Annotated in this window: 17 protein-coding genes and 5 pseudogenes; 10 read left to right on the top strand and 12 right to left on the bottom strand. The window is 60.2% G+C overall.

What is annotated here, in order from left to right:
- Positions 1-512: 512 nt before the first annotated feature.
- Positions 513-771 (top strand): annotated as a pseudogene (locus NKJ76_RS29725) (transposase); the annotation flags it as partial.
- 261 nt (positions 772-1,032) lie between these two features.
- Here NKJ76_RS29725 and NKJ76_RS29720 read toward each other — a convergent pair.
- Positions 1,033-1,299 (bottom strand): hypothetical protein, encoded by a 267-nt coding sequence (locus NKJ76_RS29720; protein ID WP_352539047.1) that lies wholly within the window; start codon positions 1,297-1,299, stop codon positions 1,033-1,035.
- A 199-nt stretch (positions 1,300-1,498) separates the two neighbouring features.
- Between NKJ76_RS29720 and NKJ76_RS32505 the strand changes: the two are divergent.
- Together NKJ76_RS32505 and NKJ76_RS32500 are read left to right on the top strand one after the other, a co-directional pair.
- Positions 1,499-1,575 (top strand): annotated as a pseudogene (locus tag NKJ76_RS32505) (transposase); the annotation flags it as partial.
- Positions 1,576-2,355: 780 nt separating this feature from the next.
- The gene (locus NKJ76_RS32500; protein ID WP_502902369.1) at positions 2,356-2,757 is read left to right on the top strand and encodes a hypothetical protein; all 402 of its coding nucleotides are present in this window, start codon (positions 2,356-2,358) and stop codon (positions 2,755-2,757) included.
- An 8-nt stretch (positions 2,758-2,765) separates the two neighbouring features.
- Here NKJ76_RS32500 and NKJ76_RS32495 read toward each other — a convergent pair.
- Positions 2,766-3,033 (bottom strand): annotated as a pseudogene (locus NKJ76_RS32495) (ATP-binding protein); the annotation flags it as partial.
- A 327-nt stretch (positions 3,034-3,360) separates the two neighbouring features.
- On the opposite strand from NKJ76_RS32495, the gene NKJ76_RS29705 reads away from it, so the two are divergent.
- On the top strand, positions 3,361-4,590 hold the full coding sequence (locus tag NKJ76_RS29705; protein WP_352539044.1) for an ATP-grasp domain-containing protein: 1,230 nt from the start codon (positions 3,361-3,363) through the stop codon (positions 4,588-4,590).
- Positions 4,591-4,786: 196 nt separating this feature from the next.
- Positions 4,787-5,128: a hypothetical protein gene (locus NKJ76_RS29700; protein WP_352539031.1), complete on the top strand. Its 342-nt coding sequence runs from the start codon at positions 4,787-4,789 to the stop codon at positions 5,126-5,128.
- Between the two features lie 741 nt (positions 5,129-5,869).
- Here the strand turns inward: NKJ76_RS29700 and NKJ76_RS29695 are convergent.
- Positions 5,870-6,040 carry a hypothetical protein gene (locus NKJ76_RS29695; protein ID WP_352539030.1) on the bottom strand — a complete coding sequence of 57 codons (171 nt, stop codon included), beginning with the start codon at positions 6,038-6,040 and terminating at the stop codon, positions 5,870-5,872.
- An 83-nt stretch (positions 6,041-6,123) separates the two neighbouring features.
- On the opposite strand from NKJ76_RS29695, the gene NKJ76_RS29690 reads away from it, so the two are divergent.
- Complete coding sequence (locus tag NKJ76_RS29690) at positions 6,124-6,318, top strand: hypothetical protein (protein ID WP_352539029.1); 195 nt, start codon at positions 6,124-6,126, stop codon at positions 6,316-6,318.
- 1,060 nt (positions 6,319-7,378) lie between these two features.
- Here NKJ76_RS29690 and NKJ76_RS29685 read toward each other — a convergent pair.
- Both NKJ76_RS29685 and NKJ76_RS29680 read right to left on the bottom strand, forming a co-directional pair.
- Complete coding sequence (locus NKJ76_RS29685; protein ID WP_352539028.1) at positions 7,379-7,522, bottom strand: hypothetical protein; 144 nt, start codon at positions 7,520-7,522, stop codon at positions 7,379-7,381.
- A 42-nt stretch (positions 7,523-7,564) separates the two neighbouring features.
- Positions 7,565-9,958 carry a thiamine pyrophosphate-binding protein gene (locus tag NKJ76_RS29680; protein WP_352539027.1) on the bottom strand — a complete coding sequence of 798 codons (2,394 nt, stop codon included), beginning with the start codon at positions 9,956-9,958 and terminating at the stop codon, positions 7,565-7,567.
- A gap of 128 nt (positions 9,959-10,086) precedes the next feature.
- Here NKJ76_RS29680 and NKJ76_RS29675 point away from each other — a divergent pair, with 128 nt between their 5' ends.
- A complete protein-coding gene (locus NKJ76_RS29675) occupies positions 10,087-10,554 on the top strand; it encodes an Lrp/AsnC family transcriptional regulator (RefSeq protein ID WP_352539026.1) in 468 nt (155 codons plus the stop codon).
- A 213-nt stretch (positions 10,555-10,767) separates the two neighbouring features.
- Here the strand turns inward: NKJ76_RS29675 and NKJ76_RS29670 are convergent, their stop codons facing one another.
- Entirely contained in the window at positions 10,768-10,968 is a 201-nt protein-coding gene (locus tag NKJ76_RS29670) for a hypothetical protein (protein WP_352539025.1), read from the bottom strand.
- An 854-nt stretch (positions 10,969-11,822) separates the two neighbouring features.
- Between NKJ76_RS29670 and NKJ76_RS29665 the strand changes: the two genes are divergently transcribed.
- From NKJ76_RS29665 to NKJ76_RS29655, 3 genes are all read left to right on the top strand, one after another.
- A complete protein-coding gene (locus NKJ76_RS29665; protein WP_352539024.1) occupies positions 11,823-12,566 on the top strand; it encodes a GntR family transcriptional regulator in 744 nt (247 codons plus the stop codon).
- A gap of 146 nt (positions 12,567-12,712) precedes the next feature.
- On the top strand, positions 12,713-13,735 hold the full coding sequence (locus NKJ76_RS29660) for a succinylglutamate desuccinylase/aspartoacylase family protein (RefSeq protein WP_352539023.1): 1,023 nt from the start codon (positions 12,713-12,715) through the stop codon (positions 13,733-13,735).
- Positions 13,736-13,739: 4 nt separating this feature from the next.
- Positions 13,740-14,930: a threonine synthase gene (locus NKJ76_RS29655; protein WP_352539022.1), complete on the top strand. Its 1,191-nt coding sequence runs from the start codon at positions 13,740-13,742 to the stop codon at positions 14,928-14,930.
- Positions 14,931-15,217: 287 nt separating this feature from the next.
- Here the strand turns inward: NKJ76_RS29655 and NKJ76_RS29650 are convergent, their stop codons facing one another.
- From NKJ76_RS29650 to NKJ76_RS29625, 6 genes and pseudogenes are all read right to left on the bottom strand, one after another.
- Positions 15,218-16,024, bottom strand: a complete 807-nt coding sequence (locus tag NKJ76_RS29650; RefSeq protein WP_352539021.1) for an ATP-binding protein — start codon at positions 16,022-16,024, stop codon at positions 15,218-15,220.
- Complete coding sequence (locus NKJ76_RS29645) at positions 16,011-16,136, bottom strand: hypothetical protein (protein ID WP_352539020.1); 126 nt, start codon at positions 16,134-16,136, stop codon at positions 16,011-16,013. The genes NKJ76_RS29650 and NKJ76_RS29645 overlap by 14 nt, the downstream gene beginning before the upstream one ends.
- Positions 16,137-16,152: 16 nt before the next feature.
- A pseudogene (gene istA / locus NKJ76_RS29640) lies at positions 16,153-17,689 on the bottom strand (IS21 family transposase).
- Between the two features lie 160 nt (positions 17,690-17,849).
- Positions 17,850-17,948 (bottom strand): annotated as a pseudogene (locus tag NKJ76_RS29635) (AAA family ATPase); the annotation flags it as partial.
- Positions 17,949-18,063: 115 nt separating this feature from the next.
- Positions 18,064-18,186 (bottom strand): Mu transposase domain-containing protein, encoded by a 123-nt coding sequence (locus NKJ76_RS29630; RefSeq protein ID WP_352539019.1) that lies wholly within the window; start codon positions 18,184-18,186, stop codon positions 18,064-18,066.
- Between the two features lie 198 nt (positions 18,187-18,384).
- The coding region (locus NKJ76_RS29625; RefSeq protein WP_352539018.1) for a transposase at positions 18,385-18,752 on the bottom strand (368 nt) is incomplete at its 5' end.

The following is an 18,752-nucleotide window of genomic DNA, read 5'->3' as shown; positions in this document are numbered from 1 at the left end:
GTGGCGAGAAGATAAATGGTGGCAAGAGGGCCATCTCGGCCACTCGGTGATCTCATCTCTTAGAGGTAGAATGCAGCATCCATGATCTTCCCGGACAGGAGGCTCATTGCGCTACATCCCCCCTCACGCAGCGGTAGCCGCTTCGTTCAATCCTCCATTCACAACATCCCCGTTGCGGACGGCCGTACTGAGTGAATTGAGTGCGCAAGACCGGCGCCAGCTTGAAGGTCTGGACCGGGGCCAGCGCACCGCGCAAGGGCTGGGCAACGCGCGCAGATCGTACATTTTGGCGGCCGAAAGTGTTGAGAGCGACGCAGCGCAATGCGACGCACTGGTTGGTTTAATGGCCGAGGCGGTGGGGCCACTCGCCTTGGACTTGGTACGTCCACTTCCGCCGACCGCAGCCTCATGGATCAATGAGGTCGAGCCCTCCTTCGCCAACCTAACGGAAAATCCGGCGCGGCGTGCATCGCTGCACACATGGAGCTCGGAGCCGCCACCGTCAGCTACATCGAGGCGGTTATTATGGCCGCACCCTTGTCATGCGCGTCGGCAAGCTCGAGCTGCAGGTTCCGCAGGACCGGGCCGGCCGCTTCTCCACTGAGCTGTTCGAACGCTGCCAGCGTTCGGAAGGCCTTGGTGACGCTCGCGGAGATGTATGTGCAGGTCGTGTCGACCCGGAATGTCAAAGCGATCACCGAAGAGCTGTGTGGCCATGCATTCTCGGCCTCGTCGATCTCGGCAATCAACAAACGCCTGGACGGGAGCCTTCCTCGCTTGTGGCGTCCGTGCGCCGCTTCGGCCCTCGTGATCGCCAATGCCGAACCATCAGCTCGTAGGCACGTTCGGCGTTCTCGGCCGCGGCTTTCTCGCTGTTTCGCAACTCCTTCACGTTGTAGGCGTAAGCCGAACCGCGGCGATCGACACCCCGCTCGCCCAGCGCCTGGTTGCGCCGCGCGAGGCGGCGAAGCCGCTCGGTCCGCTCGTCAGGTACCCAGACCTCCGGCAGAAAGCCGCTGGCATGGAACTGCGCTAGAACGCGGGCATCGATCTTGTCGGTCTTATCTTGGCATGGGCGATCGCCTTCACCTGCATCGGGTTGGCGATAATCACCCGGCCGACATAGGGCGACAGAACCCGCACCACCGCTATGGCGTTGCCCGTGGCCTCGTCGACAACCGCTCTTCGCAAACTGCGGCCGAACCCTTCCAGTCCCGAGCGGGTCAGGTCGACCCGTCCGGGATGGCGCAGCCGGCCGTCTTCCCAGCTCCGCAAAGGTGCGGGGGATGTCCATTGCAATCATCGGCTCCTCGTCAAACAGTCGGGAGCCGGCGGGCGACGCGACACCTACGGATCCGCGCTCTCGGCGCAACCGGGCAGATCGCGGGGGCGCCAGCTACTAACGCGAGCTCGCAGCTCATCGGCCTGCCCGCACTTGGCGTGCTCCCGGTGCCCCTGTCCCGGATGATCGCACAGCACCGTCAGGATCATACCGGTTACCAATATGATGGAACGGCTTAACGAGGAAATCCGAGGCGCACCTATGTCGTGCGCATCTTCCCCAACGCCGAAAGCTTGTGATTTTTCATGGAATGAGGACCCTGTTTGAGGGGTGATTTCGTCCAAACAAATGGCCCCCTCAACGATGGGTCATCAAGATGCCTCCGGTTTGGTCGGAGGCAATTGTGTTTTGGATGTTGGTTGTGGAGACGATTGCAAGATACGCCGGCTGTCGCTGGTGCAGGGAAAGTCGATCAAGGCGATCTGCCGGGAGCTCAAGATCTGCCGGAAGGTGGTGCGCAAGGTTTTGCGTTCCGAGGAGACAGAGTCCCGCTACGAGTGCAAGCATCAGCCTTGTCCCCGGATAGGCGCATGGCGTGACGAGTTGGATCGGCTGCCATCTGCGAATTCGGCCAAGTCTTAGTGGGAGCGGCTGACACTGATCCGCATATTCGAGGAGCTTCGCGGCCTCGGCTATGACGGCAGCTACAGTTCGGCGTGGCGGCATGCTCAAAGTTGAGAGACGGATCGCGGCAGCGCCGCGGCCGAAGCCTACATTCCGTTGAGCTTTGCGCCGGGCGAGGCCTACCAGTTCGACTGGAGCCACGAGATCGTTCTGCTCGACGGCGTGACGGAAAAGGTGAAGGTGGCGCACATCGCGGCTTTACCACAGCCGTATCTCCTTCGTCCGGGCCTATCCGCGCGAAACGCAGGAGATGGTGTTCGACGCCCATGACCGGTCGTTCGGCTTCTTCCGCAGCGCCTGCACGCGCGGCATCTACGACAACATGAAGACGGCGATGGACGCGATCTTCATCGGCAGGATCGCCGCGAGAACCACCGCTTTGCGCAGATGTGCGGGCCTACCTTGTCGAGCCGGAGGCCTGCACACCGGCGGCCGCCTGGGAGAAGGGCCAAGTCGAGAACCAGGTTGGGCTGGTGCGCGAGCGCTTCTTCACACCGAGGCTGCGCTTCAAGACACTGGAGGATCTCAACAGCTGGCTGGCCGACAAATGCGTTGCCTATGCCAAGGCGCATCGGCATCCTGAACAGGGCGAGCGCACGGTCTGGGACGAATTCGAAGAAGAGCGCGCCAGCTTCATTCCCTATGCCGGTCGCTTAGACGGCTTCCATTGCATTCCCGCGTCGGTGTCTAAGACGTGCACGGTGCGCTTCCACAACAACAAATATTCGGTGCTGTCGAGTGCGGTCGGCTGGCCGGTCGAGACCGGATCATTATCCGCCAGGACGGCGTAGTCATGGGCGAGCATGCCCGCTGGTTCGGTCGCAACGAGGTCATCTGCGATCCCTGGCACTACGTGCCGGTGCTGCCCCGCGAGCCGGGCGGATTGCGCAACGGCGCGCCGTTCGAGCCTGTTGACGAGGTCGACGACGTTGAAGAAGCGCCCGCGTGCGCCGTTGCGGATGAGAGGCCGGGCAATGGCGATCGCCAGATGCGACTTACCGGTGCCATGTTCCGCCGACCAGGACGACATTGCGCTGATCGGCCACGAAGGCGCCGGCGGCGAGGTCAGGGTGGCGTGCAGCGTCGCCGCTATCGGCGACGGCACCCAGGTGGTTGGCGCCTGCCTTGGGGTGGGCGATCTTTTCGTTCGAAGCGCTCGACGGTGGATCCAGCAGATTGTTAAGCGAAGTGAGGATTTGACCCCTGCGAAGGCAGCGGCGAGAAGTGAGCCCAACGCCCGAACTTTGGGGCTGCGAAGCGTGTCTATTCAAATAAGTTTTACAAGTCTTTATAACCGAAGGCCGCTCACGATGGTACGTTTTAAGCAAGTCCGAGATCAGGCACAGCCAAAGAGGACAGACTTGGACCGCCGCACACACGTGGGAGTTAAAGCCATGGCAAGAAGAGCGCTCATTTTGGTCGAAGGCGACCCAACGGGTAATGGTCTCCTCTACATCCAAGCGGCCCAGGGCCTCGGTCTACATCCAATTACCCTGTCGGCTGATCCAGCTCGGTACGAGTATCTTGCCGCGGCAAAGTACGAGGCCATCCGTGTCGATACCAACAATCTCGATGCGCTGATCCGTGAATGTTCCTGTCTAGGGGACATTTACGACATTGCTGGAATTACATCACCGCTGGAGGCGTTCTATGCGACCATTGGCAAGCTCTGCCGTCATTTCGATCTACCGGGCCCGAACCCCACATCCATAAAACGGTGCTGCGACAAATTCACTCAGCGTCAGCTCCTCGCGGAGGCCGACGTTCCGATACCTGCTTATCGCTCGGCAGTGAATGCGGCGGACGTAAAGAGCGCGGCCGCGGAGATCGGCCTGCCGGTGGTTCTTAAGCCAGCCGTGGGCGCGGGCAGCTGCGGCGTCCGATTGTGCCGCGACGCCGATGAGTTGGCCGAGCATACGGCTTATCTGTTCGGCGGGCAGTACATATGGCGATCTTCGCCGAGAATCCTGGTCGAAGAATTCGCAGAAGGCCCCCTTTACTACGCTAACACAATGGAAAACGAGGTTTTGGGGATTGGCGCCGCTGACTTCGGGCCTCCACCGTATTTCGTATATCATGAGTTCACCTATCCGGCCGTGCTGACTGATTACGAGCGTACGGGTATCGCCAACGTTTCGCTGAGCTGTTTGCGAGCTCTCGGCCTTGGCTGGGGGCCCACGAGCATTGAACTTCGGTGGACAAAGCGTGGCCCAGTCGTTATTGAGGTCAATCCGCGTCTGGGTGGCACGCCCGGACCTCAGCTGGTTCAATTGGCTTTCGGTGTCGATCTCATTACCGAGCACATCAAGCTTGCCACCGGCGATAAATGTAATTTGCGCAAAAGGCATTCGCAGACTGCGGCAGCGCGGATCCTGCGTCCGGATCGCGATGGCATCCTCGATTGGATCGGTGGCGACAATCGGGCAGCTGCCGTAGCAGGTGTCGCCGAGGTCAAATTCTATGTTCAACCCAAGACGCCGATCGTCAGGAAAGGCGATTACCGAGACCATCTCGGATATGTCATCGCCGCTTCACCCAGCCGGGCTCGGACCGAGGCGATACTTCAGCGTGCCGTAGATTTAATCGATTGGTCGATCACACCATTTCCGACCCTTGGTGAATAGCAAAAATCTGCAAGTCCAGAGTGGAACGCTCGTCACCCAGATCGAGGTTTTGCCGCCAGGCCCGAAGGGTCTATACAACCGACGAAATCGAAACCTGTGGTATCATCCGGTGAAGACCGGTTAAGACCGCAGACGTGCGTATCCGGCGGCCATGAGCACTGCGGTGCTGGGGTCAAGCTTTCGATGGGGAGACGCGATGATGTTCTTCGAGGAGGAGTTTGACGTCCTCGATGCCTTCATCGGTGAAGGCCAAGATTCCGTCGTCATCATTGGTGCCATACACCCAGATGACGCCGTCTTTCTTCGGCTGGTGTCTCCTATGCATGAGGCTCGACGCGGGGTATCCAGCGGAAACCTCGATAACCCCGCATATTGTGAGATGGGTCGCCCTTCATCAGGCGAACATGTGGTCTACATCGCCCGACTCAGTGCTGTTCCTCGGTCCTCGGGCACGGGCAAGACGCATCTGGCTATGAGCCTCGACCGTAATGTCATCCGCACAATTGGTCGTGCAATTCAATCGGCTTTTCCTTGCTGACACCACCGTCCCGATCGGTCTCACCGGATTAATATTTTGAGCGTAAGCCCGAAGTAGTCTCCGACCGTACTGGATTTTCCAAACGCATCGGGTCGTCTACCGCCGAGCGATAGGTGAGCGCAACCAAGGACCCGATCCGAGGTATGCTCATCAATCTGTGGCAAACCTCGGCAGCGCGCGCGATCTTCAGCATCTCGCGATGGAGCTTGGTGAACTCGCACCACCACGCGTCCGCGCCGCCAGCATCGCACCAACCACCGTCTCCAAAGTGACGTGCCCTGCTGTCCGATCCCGGATGCGCGCCTCAACCTTCCACGACTGACTTCTCTGACCTTCAGCCCATAGCCGCGCAAGGTCCCGCGGATGCTCAGTTCAACGTTGAGAAGCTTGCCTTGCAGAAGGTTGCGTCACAACAAGAAGGGCTCGGCTATCCCTGCAAGTCACCGATTTGGCATGAACCGGGCGGCACCATCCCATCCGCAGCAGTTGGGCGATCCCGCGTGCATCCTTTCGGTCGTTCTTCACCGGCATCGCCGAGAGCGCCACCTTCACGTGCCGCGTCTCGCGGTATGAGCGCCGAGCAGCGCCTGTCGGTGCGCAGGGCCGAGAGCGCTCCGCTCATAGCGGCACGAACAAGGCGCGACCCGCCGGATGGATACGGGCAACGTCGACGTCCAGCGGCTTGAAGTAACCCGGCCGCCATTCCGTCAGAGCTTTGTCGGGTACGCGACACAGGTTTGTTTAGCCAATCTCATATTTTGCCCCAAATAGCTGAAAACTGTCACCAAAACTGTTTTCTTCGCCTGTCTGCCAATTGGCACGAGCTTTGAAGCCCTCGTTGCCAGCGCGGCAGCAGGTGCCGACCGCCGCGCCGCCGATGACCGTCTGCTCCCAATATGAAGGAACTGTCATGAACATCCTCGATCGGCAGACTGCACTGGAGCCGCACGAGAGCGCATCAAGGAATCCCATGCCCCCGACGGGGTGCCGGTCGCGTGGCCAACTTCTATCGCGAATGGGCCGGTTCCCACGAGCTGGATGTCGGCCGCGACGGGTACTGCGGGCCGACGATCGTGGCGGAACTGGTGGGCGCCGTGCAGACACCTTATTTGGCCAGTCGCAATCCTGGACGCTGGCTGCGGAAACAGGCCTCATCGGCGTGGAACTGGAACGCCTCGGCTTCCGGTTGATCTATGGGATCGACCTCTCCGAGGAGATGGCCGAAAAGGGACGGGCCGCTCTCCACCCACTCAAGCGCCAGCTATGACATCGCGGTCTGCTGCGGCGTCTTCACGCTCGGGCATGTCCGACCGGACGCGTTGCGCAAACTCGGTAGCGTGACACGCCCAAACGGACTCATTATCGTCAAGCACCTATGCGGAGACCACATCCTTGAGGACGAGGTGCGGCGTCTGCAGGATACCGGCATCCTTGTGCCGGCACAGTGGTCTAAACGATAGCAGCTATGTCGCCGTTTCGGCCGGTTCGTCTGGCCGGCGCTTCGCCTCTGCTTGCGTCGGCGAGAACAGTTCCAGCGGAAGGAAGCAGCAGACTAGCTCAAAGCGCCGATTGGCAAACCTGTGTGCCCAGGTCGACTGGACGGATCCTTTCCTGAAAGCCTTGTAGGGAACAACCATCACCTTCCCAACCAGGAAAATCGCTGAGATCCCTGGCTCACCCCTGCACCCGCAACGTAGATTTGGCCGTGACATAACGGCTGTCGCCGTAGTCACCAGTGCGAAATTCGCGATATTCCTCCATAGCACCATTAGATTGACGCCGGGTCGTTTCAGCTCGCAAGCCAGCGTGGCCCAGTTCGGTTCGGTGCGTCGGCGCAGCCCGGCTTGTTGCTGGCATGGCGCTGCTCCAAGACTGCGTGGGTCAGCTTGGCAGACAGAGGCCAGCTCAAGCCGGCCTTTGCCGCCCGTGCAGATTATCCTGGCTCGTACTGCGCGCCCCGTGCGTGCGCCCGGTCTGCCGGCGGCGCTGACACCGTCACGCAACATCTGTCGGATTTGTCTCTGGTCAGTTCTCTCTTGGCGGGCATCAGCCATTCCTCGTTGATGACGAGGGGCCTCATGCCCGAGGGACTGACCCCGGGCGAATATGTCTCTCGACCAGAAGCCCCGCCGGACGGCACAGGCGGCCGGCTTCGTTCGGAATCCGCACTTCCTTCAACATTGTGTCGTGGCCAGTGACGAGATATCTGACAGCTTCTGGAACCAGGCTTCTTACACTCGAACCTCATGCCTATTTAGCCTTCTCGGTTCCTGCTGCGGATGGGGGCTGGCAAACTTCGATGGTCAATTGATCGGCGTGACCACAACCGGCGTAGCCATCAAGTTCGGCGGTCTCGATCAGATTAAGAGAGATATGCACGATCTCCGCGCGCATCACTGTTAACCGCCATTTCAACACCCGACCCGCAGCCGGCCTTCACGAATTTTCTGACCTCCCGCTTGTGAGGCTCGCTGCAGTCGCGGCGATGGACGCCGCATCGATCCCGTAGTGCCGATAAAGATCTTTTACCGTGCCAGTCTGCCCGAAATGCTCGACCCCAAGGCTGACCGTTTTGTGGCCCATCACCCCACCCAGCCAAGAGAGAGCCGCCGGGTGACCGTCGATGACGGTGACAATCCTGCAATGGCGCGGCAATTTGCCAAGGAGGCGCTCAGCATGGCTCAGTGCACGCAAATTGCCGAGGGCACGTTCGCGCTGGGCAGCTTGCCAACCGGCGTTCAGACGATCGGCCGACGTGATGGACAGGACACCGATATCGCGCCGCCGGTCGGCTAGCATGCCCGCAGCTGCAATGGCTTCGGTCGCGACCGTCCCCTGATAGGCGATAATGAGATCGGCATTAGGCCCAGGTTCTTTTAGCCAAGTCGCCCCATCAATCGCCTCCTGTGCGAAATGTTCGTTCGGCTTACGGCCAGGTTGCTCGATCTGGCGGGTGCTGAGGCGAAGGTAGACCGAGCCGCCCGTCTCGTCGCGCAGCCATGTGCGCTCGTCTGGATCGCCCTCTCCGTCGCGCTGCATGTAATCGAAGGCCCAGGCTATGATAATGGCGAGTTCGTCGGCGAAGGCCGGCTCAAAGCTCGCCAGCCCGTCCTGGCTGATACCGATTAGCGGCTGAGCGATCGACTGATGCGCCCCGCCCTCACTCGAAAGTGAGATGCCGGATGGTGTACCCACTACGATGAAGCGTGCGTCTTGGTAGCATGCGTAGTTCAACGCGTCGAGGCCGCGCGACAGGAATGGATCATAGAGCGTACCGATCGGCAGCAGCCGTTCACAAAATAGAGAATGGGAAAGTCCGGCCGCGCCCAACAGCAGGAACAGGTTCATTTCGGCGATTCCGAGCTCGATGTGCTGCCCTTTGGGCGAGAAATCCCACTTCTGCGCGCTCGGGATGCGCTGGTCGCGGAAGAGATCGATAAGTTCCCGACGCGCGAAGAGCTGGCGGCGGTTGACCCACGGTCCGAGATTGGTTGAAACTGTCACGTCCGGTGAGGTCGTAACGATGCGGGCGGCGAGTTCGCTGCTGGATTTGCCGATCGCGTCGAGAATACGGCCGAAGGCGGCCTGGGTCGAAATTTCTTCGCGCACTGCGGCTGGGCTGGCGGCAATGGTCTGCGGCACCTCGATGCGCTTGGCGCGGTGTCGTCGGCGGCCCTTTGCGAAGAACGGCACGGAGCCGAGGAAGGCCTGGATCTCTTCCGCAGATCCATCCAGCCCCTCAAAGCACTCCCATTCGCGATCCGCCCGGACCTTCATCTGCTCCTGAAAGGCCTGCATCTGTGCAGAGGTCATGAGCCCAGAATGGTTGTCCTTGTGGCCGGCGAGCGGCGTACCGTAACCCTTTACAGTATAGGCGATGAAGACGGTCGGACGGTCGTGGTCGACGCGATTGAAGGTGTCCGTCAGGGTCTCGAGGCAGTGCCCACCAAGATTATTCATCAGCTCCGACAGCTCATCGTCGGAGCGCCGATCCATGAGCGCACTCACGTTGCCCTGGTCGCCAAGATCATCGAGCAGGCGCCTGCGCCAGGCGGCGCCGCCCTGGAACAACAGCGCCGAATAAAGCTGGTTCGAGCAGGCGTCGATCCATTGCTTGAGCGCTTCGCCGCCAAGCTCTTTAAAGGCAGCACGCTGCAATGCGCCGTATTTGAGCGTCACGACATCCCAGCCGAATGCCCTGAACACCGTCTCTATTCGATCGCAGAGACCCTCGCGCACAACGCCATCCAGACTCTGGCGGTTATAGTCGACAATCCACCAGCAATTGCGCAGGTCGTTTTTCCAGCCTTCCTGCAGCGCCTCGTATACATTGCCTTCGTCGAGTTCGGCGTCGCCGACCAGCGCGATCATCCGGCCAGGTTTAATACCGGTGGGGCTCCAGCCCTTTGCGGCTATGTAGTCCTGGATCAACGACGCAAACGGCGTAATCCCAACACCGAGCCCAACGGAGCCGGTCGAGAAATCGACATCGTCCACATCCTTCGTGCGGCTAGGGTATGACTGGGCGCCCTGATAGCCGCGAAAGTTCTGCAGCTTTTCGAGCGTCTGATTGCCCATCAGATACTGAATCGCATGGAAGACCGGCGAGGCGTGAGGCTTGACTGCGACACGGTCCTGCGGCTCCAGTACGTCGAAATAAAGTGCAGTCATCAGCGAGACCATCGAGGCTGACGATGCCTGATGGCCGCCAACCTTGACGCCATCCACCTTTTCGCGCCGGTTCGCCTGGTCAATTATCCAGCAGGCGAGCCAGAGAGTTTTCCTCTCCAGTCGGCGGAGCATTTCGAGGTCACAGGTTGCCTTGACCATTTCACGGGTTCTCTCGCTGCGGTGTGTTTCTTGGCAATTTACCGCTCATTTGCCGCAAGTTCCTTGCTATTTTCTTCTCGATTCTGGAAAACTTCGACCGAATCTACCACAAATAGGCCATAACGCCGATGAAGTCTGCCAAACTGGATTCGATGGACTGCAAGATCCTGCGTGAATTGCAGGCCAATGCTCGACTGACGAACCAAGAGCTGAGCGAAAAGGTAGGCCTCAGCCCATCCCCATGCCTACGGCGCCTGCGCCGATTGGAATCCGAGAGGATCATCACGGGCTACTCTGTGACACTCGACGAGGAAAAGCTGGGCCTGCCGGTCGCGATTTTCATGTCTGTGAAGCTGGAGCGCCAGATCGATTCCGCACTCGTCGCTTTCGAGACCGAGATCAAGAAGCATCGTGAAGTTGTCGACTGTTGGCTGATGACGGGCGACAACGACTACCTCCTTCGGGTTTTGACGTCCGGGTTGAAAGAGTATGAGACGTTTCTGACCGGGACACTGACCAAGATTCCCGGAATCGCCTCCATCCAGTCGTCAGTCTCACTTAGGCGTGTGAAATCTTCGGGATCGGGTATCGTGTAACGCACCTATGTCCCGCAGCGCCTGGGCGAGCCAGTCGGCCGGCCAATGTCCTGGACCAAGGGCTGAATGCGCGTTGTTGAGGTTTGGAGCGCGGCCTGAGAGTGCACAGTTCGGTTCGAGGTGGACTGGGCCCGTTGGGCCAAGTCAGGCCGCTGAACTGACCATGGTCGAATTGAAACTCCACCTTCCGGCGGTCCAAACAAGGGTATCGGATCAGGCTTTGCGCGCAATATCGCAGATCGCGTGGTTTTTATGGATGCAGCCAAAATCGTCGAGCAGAGCGAGCCGAAGGAATTCTTTGGCAATCCCGCCAATGACGCGTCCGCACGTTCCTTGAGCAGATATTGCATTAGTACCCGGCATGATCATGACGGCGCCATCTGATCCGCGCTGGAGATCTCGGATTTTTGGCATGCGCCAGCGGCTTTCTGCCGAAGGCTGCCGACGGGGCAGGCCGGGCGGCTTAGCGGTCTAGTTGCGCGCGTCGCACGTGCATCCTGGAAGCGTACTGCGTGCCGAAGTGCCGGCATGCCGGCATGCCGATCTGCTCAACGACCGCGGCTGTGCCTGGATCGAGCGATAAGTGGTTCCCGAAGACAAACGGGCCGCTCTCATTAGACATATCAGCTGGCTCAGAATCTGGCAGAGGTAACCTCGCCAGAGATGCGGTTACACCCGCAAGTCCGGCGGCTTGCGATGGTTACCGGTGTTGCGGCCATTGGGATGTTCACCGGTTCGCCGAACCGCAGAACTGGTGCATTACTTCGGCTCAATTCCCGCGTCCGGCAATCCGCTCGGCATCGCCAGATATGGCCGAATCAGCAAGCCCGGGTCTTCCGCCGCACGCGCCATGCTTGGTCGAGGTCGCCTGGGCGGCGTTCAGGTAAGTCTACAACGTCAGGAGTTGCGCAACCGGGAGCGGCCGAGCATGCCGAACGCGCCTAAGAGGCTCAAAGCGGGCGCATGGACGCTACAAAGAAAGAAGCGTTTATGAAGGATGGGCGGCGGCCCTCTCCTCCGGCGCCGCTGCTTGTCCGTGTCAGGAGAATAGCACATGAGCTGATAAAAGCGCTTTGTGGATGTCACCATCGGACGAATTAGGGGTGCTAGACTGCGCAACCCAGTTGACCTGGAGCTATACTAGGTATACCGCTTCTTTCGAAGCATCTATCAATTCGAAGCATCTATCTGAAACGTCTTCTCGGAGTGCCGGCGATGGTTCGGTTTGGAAGGGTGTTCGAGCAAGTCGGAACAAGGTAGGGATCTCTGTGAGCATTTCTCTGTTGCAAAGCGCGCCGTCGCTTCACGAGGCGGTTCGGGAAGAACTTCTGGAGCGGATAAAGGGCGGAACCTATCAGCCGGGTGCGCTCATCCCGTCCACGGCAATGTTGAGCGAAGAATTCGGGGTCAGCGCTATTACGGTAAAGCGGGCATTACGTGATCTGCAGTCATTGGGTATGCTGACGACTGTTGCCGGGAAGGGGACCTTCGTAAAAGACAACAAGCGCTTTCTTCTCCAGCTAGATGCTTCGATGTCTTGGCTTATGAATGCCAACCTGCGGCTCCTATCGATCGCGCGAGAGAAGATTTCGGAATCAGCGATGCAGACATTCGAGCCGCCGGAAGTGGCGATGCTATGCGTCCGCAAGATGGTCTTCTCTGGGGATAATTCTCCCATTATGTACGACGCCACCTATCTGTCGTCAGATGTCGATGGCGGCATTGTCGATGAGTTCGGCGCTGGTTTCGTGACCAGCGTGCTTAGTCGTCACGATATCAATATTACAAACATAAGAATAATCATCGACGCGGTGCCGGCTTCAGGAAAGGCAGGCGAGGTCTTTGGTGTTCCTAGCGGGTACCCCATGCTTCGCCGACTTTACTACATTGCGACAAATAGGGCGGGAATGACAATCTACGGCATTACGGAATCCCCGTTCGACAAGTTGGCGTGCGTGTTTGATATCCCTTCCGTGCCGCGCTGCGCTCAATTGTCCGAGTTTGTCAAGTGAACGCCGTGACCTGAGCTACGGATGTCGTCGCGGTAGCTCTTGGTATCGGGCCGAAATGAACCGCACAGCAACGTATGTGGCAAGGGATCACCTGCGCTAGGCGCGATCTGGCAGCCAATATCCAGCATGAGAAGGTAGGGTAAGAGATGACTCAATTAACCCGTATTTGGTCGCCGATCGATTACGAAAAAGACGGGAAGCAGGAGGACTGCCTGCGTCTTCCGATCTCGATCGATACCTCGGCATATGGGTGGGTTCCTATCCCATTGATCTGCATCAGGAACGGCAACGGTTCTACCGCGGTTCTTGTCGCCGGCGTTCACGGTGACGAATACGAAGGCCAGATCGGCCTTATGCGTCTTGCAAGGAACCTCGAGGCCGAAGACGTTGCCGGCCGGATCATCATCATTCCGTGTCTGAATTTCCCTGCGGTCGAATCAGGGCGTCGGGTTTCGCCGATCGACGAGGGCAACCTCAACCGCCTCTATCCGGGGCAGGCCCATGGAACGGCGACTTCCATGATCGCCCACTACATCACGTCCATTCTTCTGCCGATGGCCGATCTCATCGTCGATCTGCATTCAGGAGGGCGTTCGCTTCTTTACACGCCCTGCAGTCTGATCCGCCCGGGCAAGACTCCGGAGCAGCATGCGAAGCAGGTCGAATTGCTCAAGGTGCTCGGCGCTCCAATCGGCTATCTGACCGACGGCACAGGCATGGGAGGCAATACCACTCTACCGGCCGCTGCGGAAAACAGCGGCGTTCCCGTAATCACGGCAGAACTTGGCGGCGGTGCGACGCTGAACCCGGTCGGCACGGATCTTGCGGTGAACGGTGCCATGCGGCTTCTGAAGCATATCGGCATTCTGCCGTCCTGCGAAGTCGAGGCCGCCGGACGTGTGCGGCTCATGAAAAGCTCCAGCACCGGGCTCATGGTCTATGCTCAGACCGACGGGCTTTTTGAACCGCTGGCCGAACCTGGCGAGGATGTAGCGGAGGGGCAGCTCGCCGGGCTTATCCATTGGCTTCACTGGCCGCACAGGGAGCCGGAGAAGGTCTTTTTCGCTCGTTCGGGCATGGTAGTCTCCCGGCGCTATCCGACGCTAACCAAACGTGGCGACTGCCTCTTCGAACTACTACAGGATATCGAACCTTCCCCCAAGGCCTGAGCCTATGGCGGTCGAACTCAACCCACGTGTCGCCGGGATGCAATGCATCCGTTGCGACACGCTCTATCCGATCGACGATCACTTCGAAGGATGTCCGGCGTGTCATGACGCAGGTATTCCTTCAAGTGTCGCCCCGCATTTCGCAGAACTTCCGTCTTCGCTAGAAGCGGGACGCATCAGGGACTGGCTCAGCTATCCGATGGCTTCGGGGCTTGGTGAGGGCAATACGCCGCTTTCCAGCATGAAGCGACTGGCTGATGCCCTGGGTGTCGGGACGCTATACACGAAGAACGAATTCGTCAACCCTGCTGGCTCCCACAAAGACCGCATGGCGTCTATGATCGTCCATAGGGCGCTCCACATCGGGGCGCCCACCGTCGCGGTTGCTTCTACAGGCAATGCCGGGGTCTCTACGGCCGCCTACGCGGCCCGTGCTGGGCTCAAATGCGTTGTGGTCACAACCCCGCAAATCACGCCGAACTGGCGGCGTGCACTTGAAATGCACGGCGCACGGATCATCGCGACGGAGCATCCCGACGATCGTTGGAAGCTCGTTCGGGAAATGGCGCGCCGGGGCGAATGGTATCCTGTGACGAATTACCTGACCCCGCCCGTCGGGAGCAATCCTTTCGGGGTCGACGGCTATCGGGCCATCGCGTTCGAGCTATATCTGCAACTTGGTCAGGCCGCCCCGACCGATATCGTGGTACCGTTATCGCGTGGTGATCTGATCTGGGGGATCGCAAAGGGCTATGTCGACCTCCAGGCGGCGAGGCTGATTCAGTCATTGCCCAGAGTTCACGCCGTTGAGCCTCTGCCACGGATCGGGCGTGCGACTGCGGGGCAGGGTATGACCGGCAGTTATCCTGGCAGTACTAGCATGGTGTCGATCAGCGGGGATACGGTAACATATCAGTCCTTGAAGGCGTTGGAGATGACGCGGTCTTCGGCAGTAGCCGTGACTGATGCTGAAGTCGCCGCGGATCAGGCGCTTCTGGGGCGGGAAGGCTTGTATCTGGAGCGTTCGAGCGTTGCTGCCGTCTCCGGATTGCGAAGGCTACTCGCGGAGGGCGCGGTACCCCGTGATGCGCGGGTCATCCTGCTTGCCACTTCGCACGGCTACAAGGAAGAGGCGTTATATTCTGAGCAACTGAATGCGGTGGGAGTTGCGGAATTTGCCACCGGTCGAGCCTAATCGCGCGGTCTCCGCGTTGGCAGCGACACCACCTCACCTGACCGCAGGCCTAATCGCGCCAGCGACAGAGGATGGCGTAGTCACGGCGTCCAATTGCCGTGCGTCGGTCGATGCTGGCCAGCGATCGACGCACCTGATCCGGCGCGAGAAAGGGCTGGCGCGCGCAAATGTGGGCGTCCGGCGCGACATGATCCAATTGGCGTGGCAGTCTCTCTGATTCCAAAGGAACAGCGGTCTTGCCCAATGCTTCCGGGCGCGCACCGCCGACGGCCGCGGCACCATGCGTATTACAATGAATCCGGACAGCGATTCCGAGAGGAAACCGGACGGCTTAGAGCGCCTCTGGGTCTCTTTCGATATTTGTCGACGAACTCGTTTTTTTCGGTCAAGCGGGAGTTGCGCCTGGGAATGGGCATGCTTTCGCCGGAAAGTTCGATGCGATAGGCACTATGGACAAGGCGGTCGACGGCGATGGTCGCGGTGCCGGTCAAGAGGGGCGCGGCCTTTTGCTTTCGCATGCTGTCGCCCTGGAGCACTACTCGGTGGGCGTTGTGCACGATCCTGTCGAGAATGGCGTCGGCGACGGTGGGGTCTGCGATCAGGTCATGCCATCTGGCCACCGGACCTGGGCGGTGATCAGGGTGGATTTGCGGCGATAACGTTCCTTCGAGGAAGCGCTGTTGATCGGTGAGGCTGTGGGTTCCGAAGTCATCGAGGATGAGCAGTTGTGCGCGGGTGAGTTTGTCGATGAGGCGTGGAAAGCGGCCATCGAGACGGGCGAGCGCCAAATCCTCGAACAGGCGCGGCACGCGCACATAGAGCACGGAATGATCGAGCCGTGCCGCTTGCCGGCCGAAGGCGCAGGCCAGCCACGACTTGCCGGTTCCGGTCTGGCCGGTGACGATCAGGTTCTCATGCGCCTTCAGCCATTCACCCTGGGCGAGCGCCATGGTGCCGCGCCGGTCGAGCCCGCGCGGCGCGGCAAAGTCGATGTCCTCGATGCAGGCTTCGGGAAAGCGCAACCTGGCTGAGCGAGCCGGTTCCGGATGTCGGCCCGTATGGCGACCTCGCGGTCGAGCATCAGGCCGAGCCACTCATCACGGCTAAGCTCGTTGCGTTGTTCCGTTCGGCCAGTTCGCGCCAGGCGGCAGCCATGCCGGCCAGACCGAGGGCCTGCATCTGGTCGAGGGTGGGGTTCGTCAGCATTCTTTCTTCCTTTCCTTCACTGGTAATAGGTGGAGCCGCGGATGTTGGCGTGCTGGGTTGTCGGCTTTCCCGGTCAGCGGAGCTGGCTCGGTCCAGGCCGGCTTTGAGGATGCGGTGACAGAGGAGTAGGCGATCGCGTTGATCAGCAGCCCCGCTCGCAGGCGGCATCGAGACGCTCCGGCCCATAGCGCGACGCCAGCGACAGAATGCCCATGGCCGAGCGGTATCCCTGCTCCGGATGTGGCCGGTCGTGCATCATGCGCTCGACCAGGATGGCGGCGTTCGGGCCGATCCTGGCCGCCCGGCTGATCAGACTGGCCGGCGTGGTGTTGGCGTAGCGCTGGTGCGCCTTGGGCATGTGTTCGTTGACGGTGACATGGCCGGAACGCTGCGAGCGCGGACATGGCTGGCGACACGCTGGTGATCGTGGAAGATCTCGACCACTCGATGAGTAAGCCGCACCTCGACGGTGCGCCCGATCAGCCGATGCGGCACCGAGTAGAAGGTCTTGTCGACCTCGACATGGTAATCAGGATGGACCTTCGCTGACTTCCACTCGGCGTATTCTAACGGTGCCGCCGGCAGCGGCTTCAAGGCAGCCCGCTCGATCTCCTCGAACAGTTCGCGGCGGCTTTGGCCGACATGGCGCACCGGCCGGTTGTTCAGCTCCTCGAGCAGTTCGGCGATCGCCGCGTTGAGCTCGGCGATCGATAAGAAGGATCTATTCCTGAGCCGTGTCAGAATCCAACGCTCGACGATCAGCACCGCGCCCTCGACCTTGCCTTTGTCGCGCGGCTTGCGGCTGCGGGCCGGCAGGATGGTGGTGTCGTAATGCTCGGCCATGGCGGCAAAGGTCGCGTTCAGCGTCGGCTCGAACCACAGCGCCTTGACGACACCGGCCTTCAGGTTGTCGCACACGATCGCTCTGGTGACACCGCCGAAGAAGGCGAGCGCTCGCACCTGGCCTTCGATCCAGTCCGGCAGCTTTTGGCTGGAGCTGGCAAAGGCGAAGGTCAGGTTGGAGGCGCCCAGCACCGCGACAAAAATCTGCGCCGGGTAAATGGCGCCGGTCGCCGGATCGATCACCGGCACCGTCTGCCCGGCATAGTCCGTCTGCATCACTGCGCCCGCCGCATGCCGGTTGCGGAATGTCGCGCTCGTCCGGCGCTCGAAAGCGGCGAAGTGCTCGCAGAACCAGGTGTAGCCGTAGCCGTCGGGATGGGCGGCGCGATACTCCTGCCACAACAGCGTCAGCATCACCCCCTTGCGCTTCAACTCCCGGGCGATCAGCGCAGACTCCGGTTCGCTCAGATCTTGCGGCGGACGACCGGCACGGCCGAACAGTAGCCGCTCAAGCGCCGCGTCATCATGGCCCGGCGGCAGCGGCCAGCATGACAGCCCGGCCTCCCGCGCCCAGCAAATAGGTCGGTCGTCTTACTGATCTTGAGCCGTTCCGACACCTCACGCACCGAAAGACCCTGCTCATGGGTCAGGCGCAAGATCGCTTGGATATCCCTCACGCTCGTTCGTCTCGCTTGCTTCCGTCTCGGCATGGCCCCTCTCAACATCATCGTGAGAGGCCAAATTGCCAAACGGCGCAGCCGAGAACCGACCGTTTAATCCGCTCTCGAAAAAAACTGTCTGGGATTTAGCGGAATCGCTGTCCTGCGAATTACTGAAATCACTGTCCGGGATTTAGCGAAAAGGGTGTCCGGGAATTACCGAAACACGCATGGTGGAACGCTTCTCGTAGCGATCCTCGACGATTTCAAGGAGATCGCGGCGTTGTTCGTCATCGAGCTTCTCAGGCCCCTTCTTCGCGGCCCAGGCTACTTTCATAAGGAGATAATCAACAAATGCTGACCAATCCAACCATCGACATGCCAAACGGGCCCCACCATAGCGGCGCTGATGGGCCGCGACGCGTTTAGGTGAAGAAGATCTCGATCGTTCGGCTTGTCGCCTGGACATCCACCTGCTCTCGGATGAGGCTGTGCGGCACGGAGTAGAAATAGCGCTCGAACTCGACGTTAAGTCTGTTGATACTCACGCCAGCCGCCACTCGGGAGATTCGTATTCCTCGGCCGGCAGCACCTGCTGGACGTATCGCCAAAAAAACAGGTCGCGACGGCACTGTCCAGTCGGCGCATGACGTGGGTGTTGATCCGCTCGACAGCCTCGCGGATAGCGGCATTGGCTTCGGGTTGTGTGCGTCAAGTTCTGCAAAATGGGGCGGCCATGATGCTGGTCATGCGGCTTGGCGCAGAGCGAGCTTCTTGTGCTCGCGCAGATCATCCATGTTGATATAGCGGTTGGCCTCCATCCAGTTTTCGTTGGTTTCGACGGCCAGCGCCCTGACCAGGCGCAGGCAGCTTTCGGCGTTCGGGAAGATGCGCACGACATAGGTGCGCCGGCGGATTTCCTCGTTGAGCCGTTCAAGCATGTTGGTGGACTTGAGGTGCTTGTGATGCTGACGCGGCAGCCGGAAGAAAGTCAGCGTCTGTTCTATGGCGTCTTCCGCCCAGGTGGTCAGCCGCGGGTAGCGGGCGGACCATTTGGACAGCCACGCGGCGAGATCGGCCTTGGCCTCGGCGAGATCGCGCCGGTCGTAGAGCC

The sequence above is a fragment of the Mesorhizobium sp. M0029 genome (assembly GCF_040323735.1).
GTDB lineage: Bacteria > Pseudomonadota > Alphaproteobacteria > Rhizobiales > Rhizobiaceae > Mesorhizobium.
Note: the sequence above shows the minus strand (reverse complement) of the source record. Positions and strands in the feature narration are given on the sequence as shown.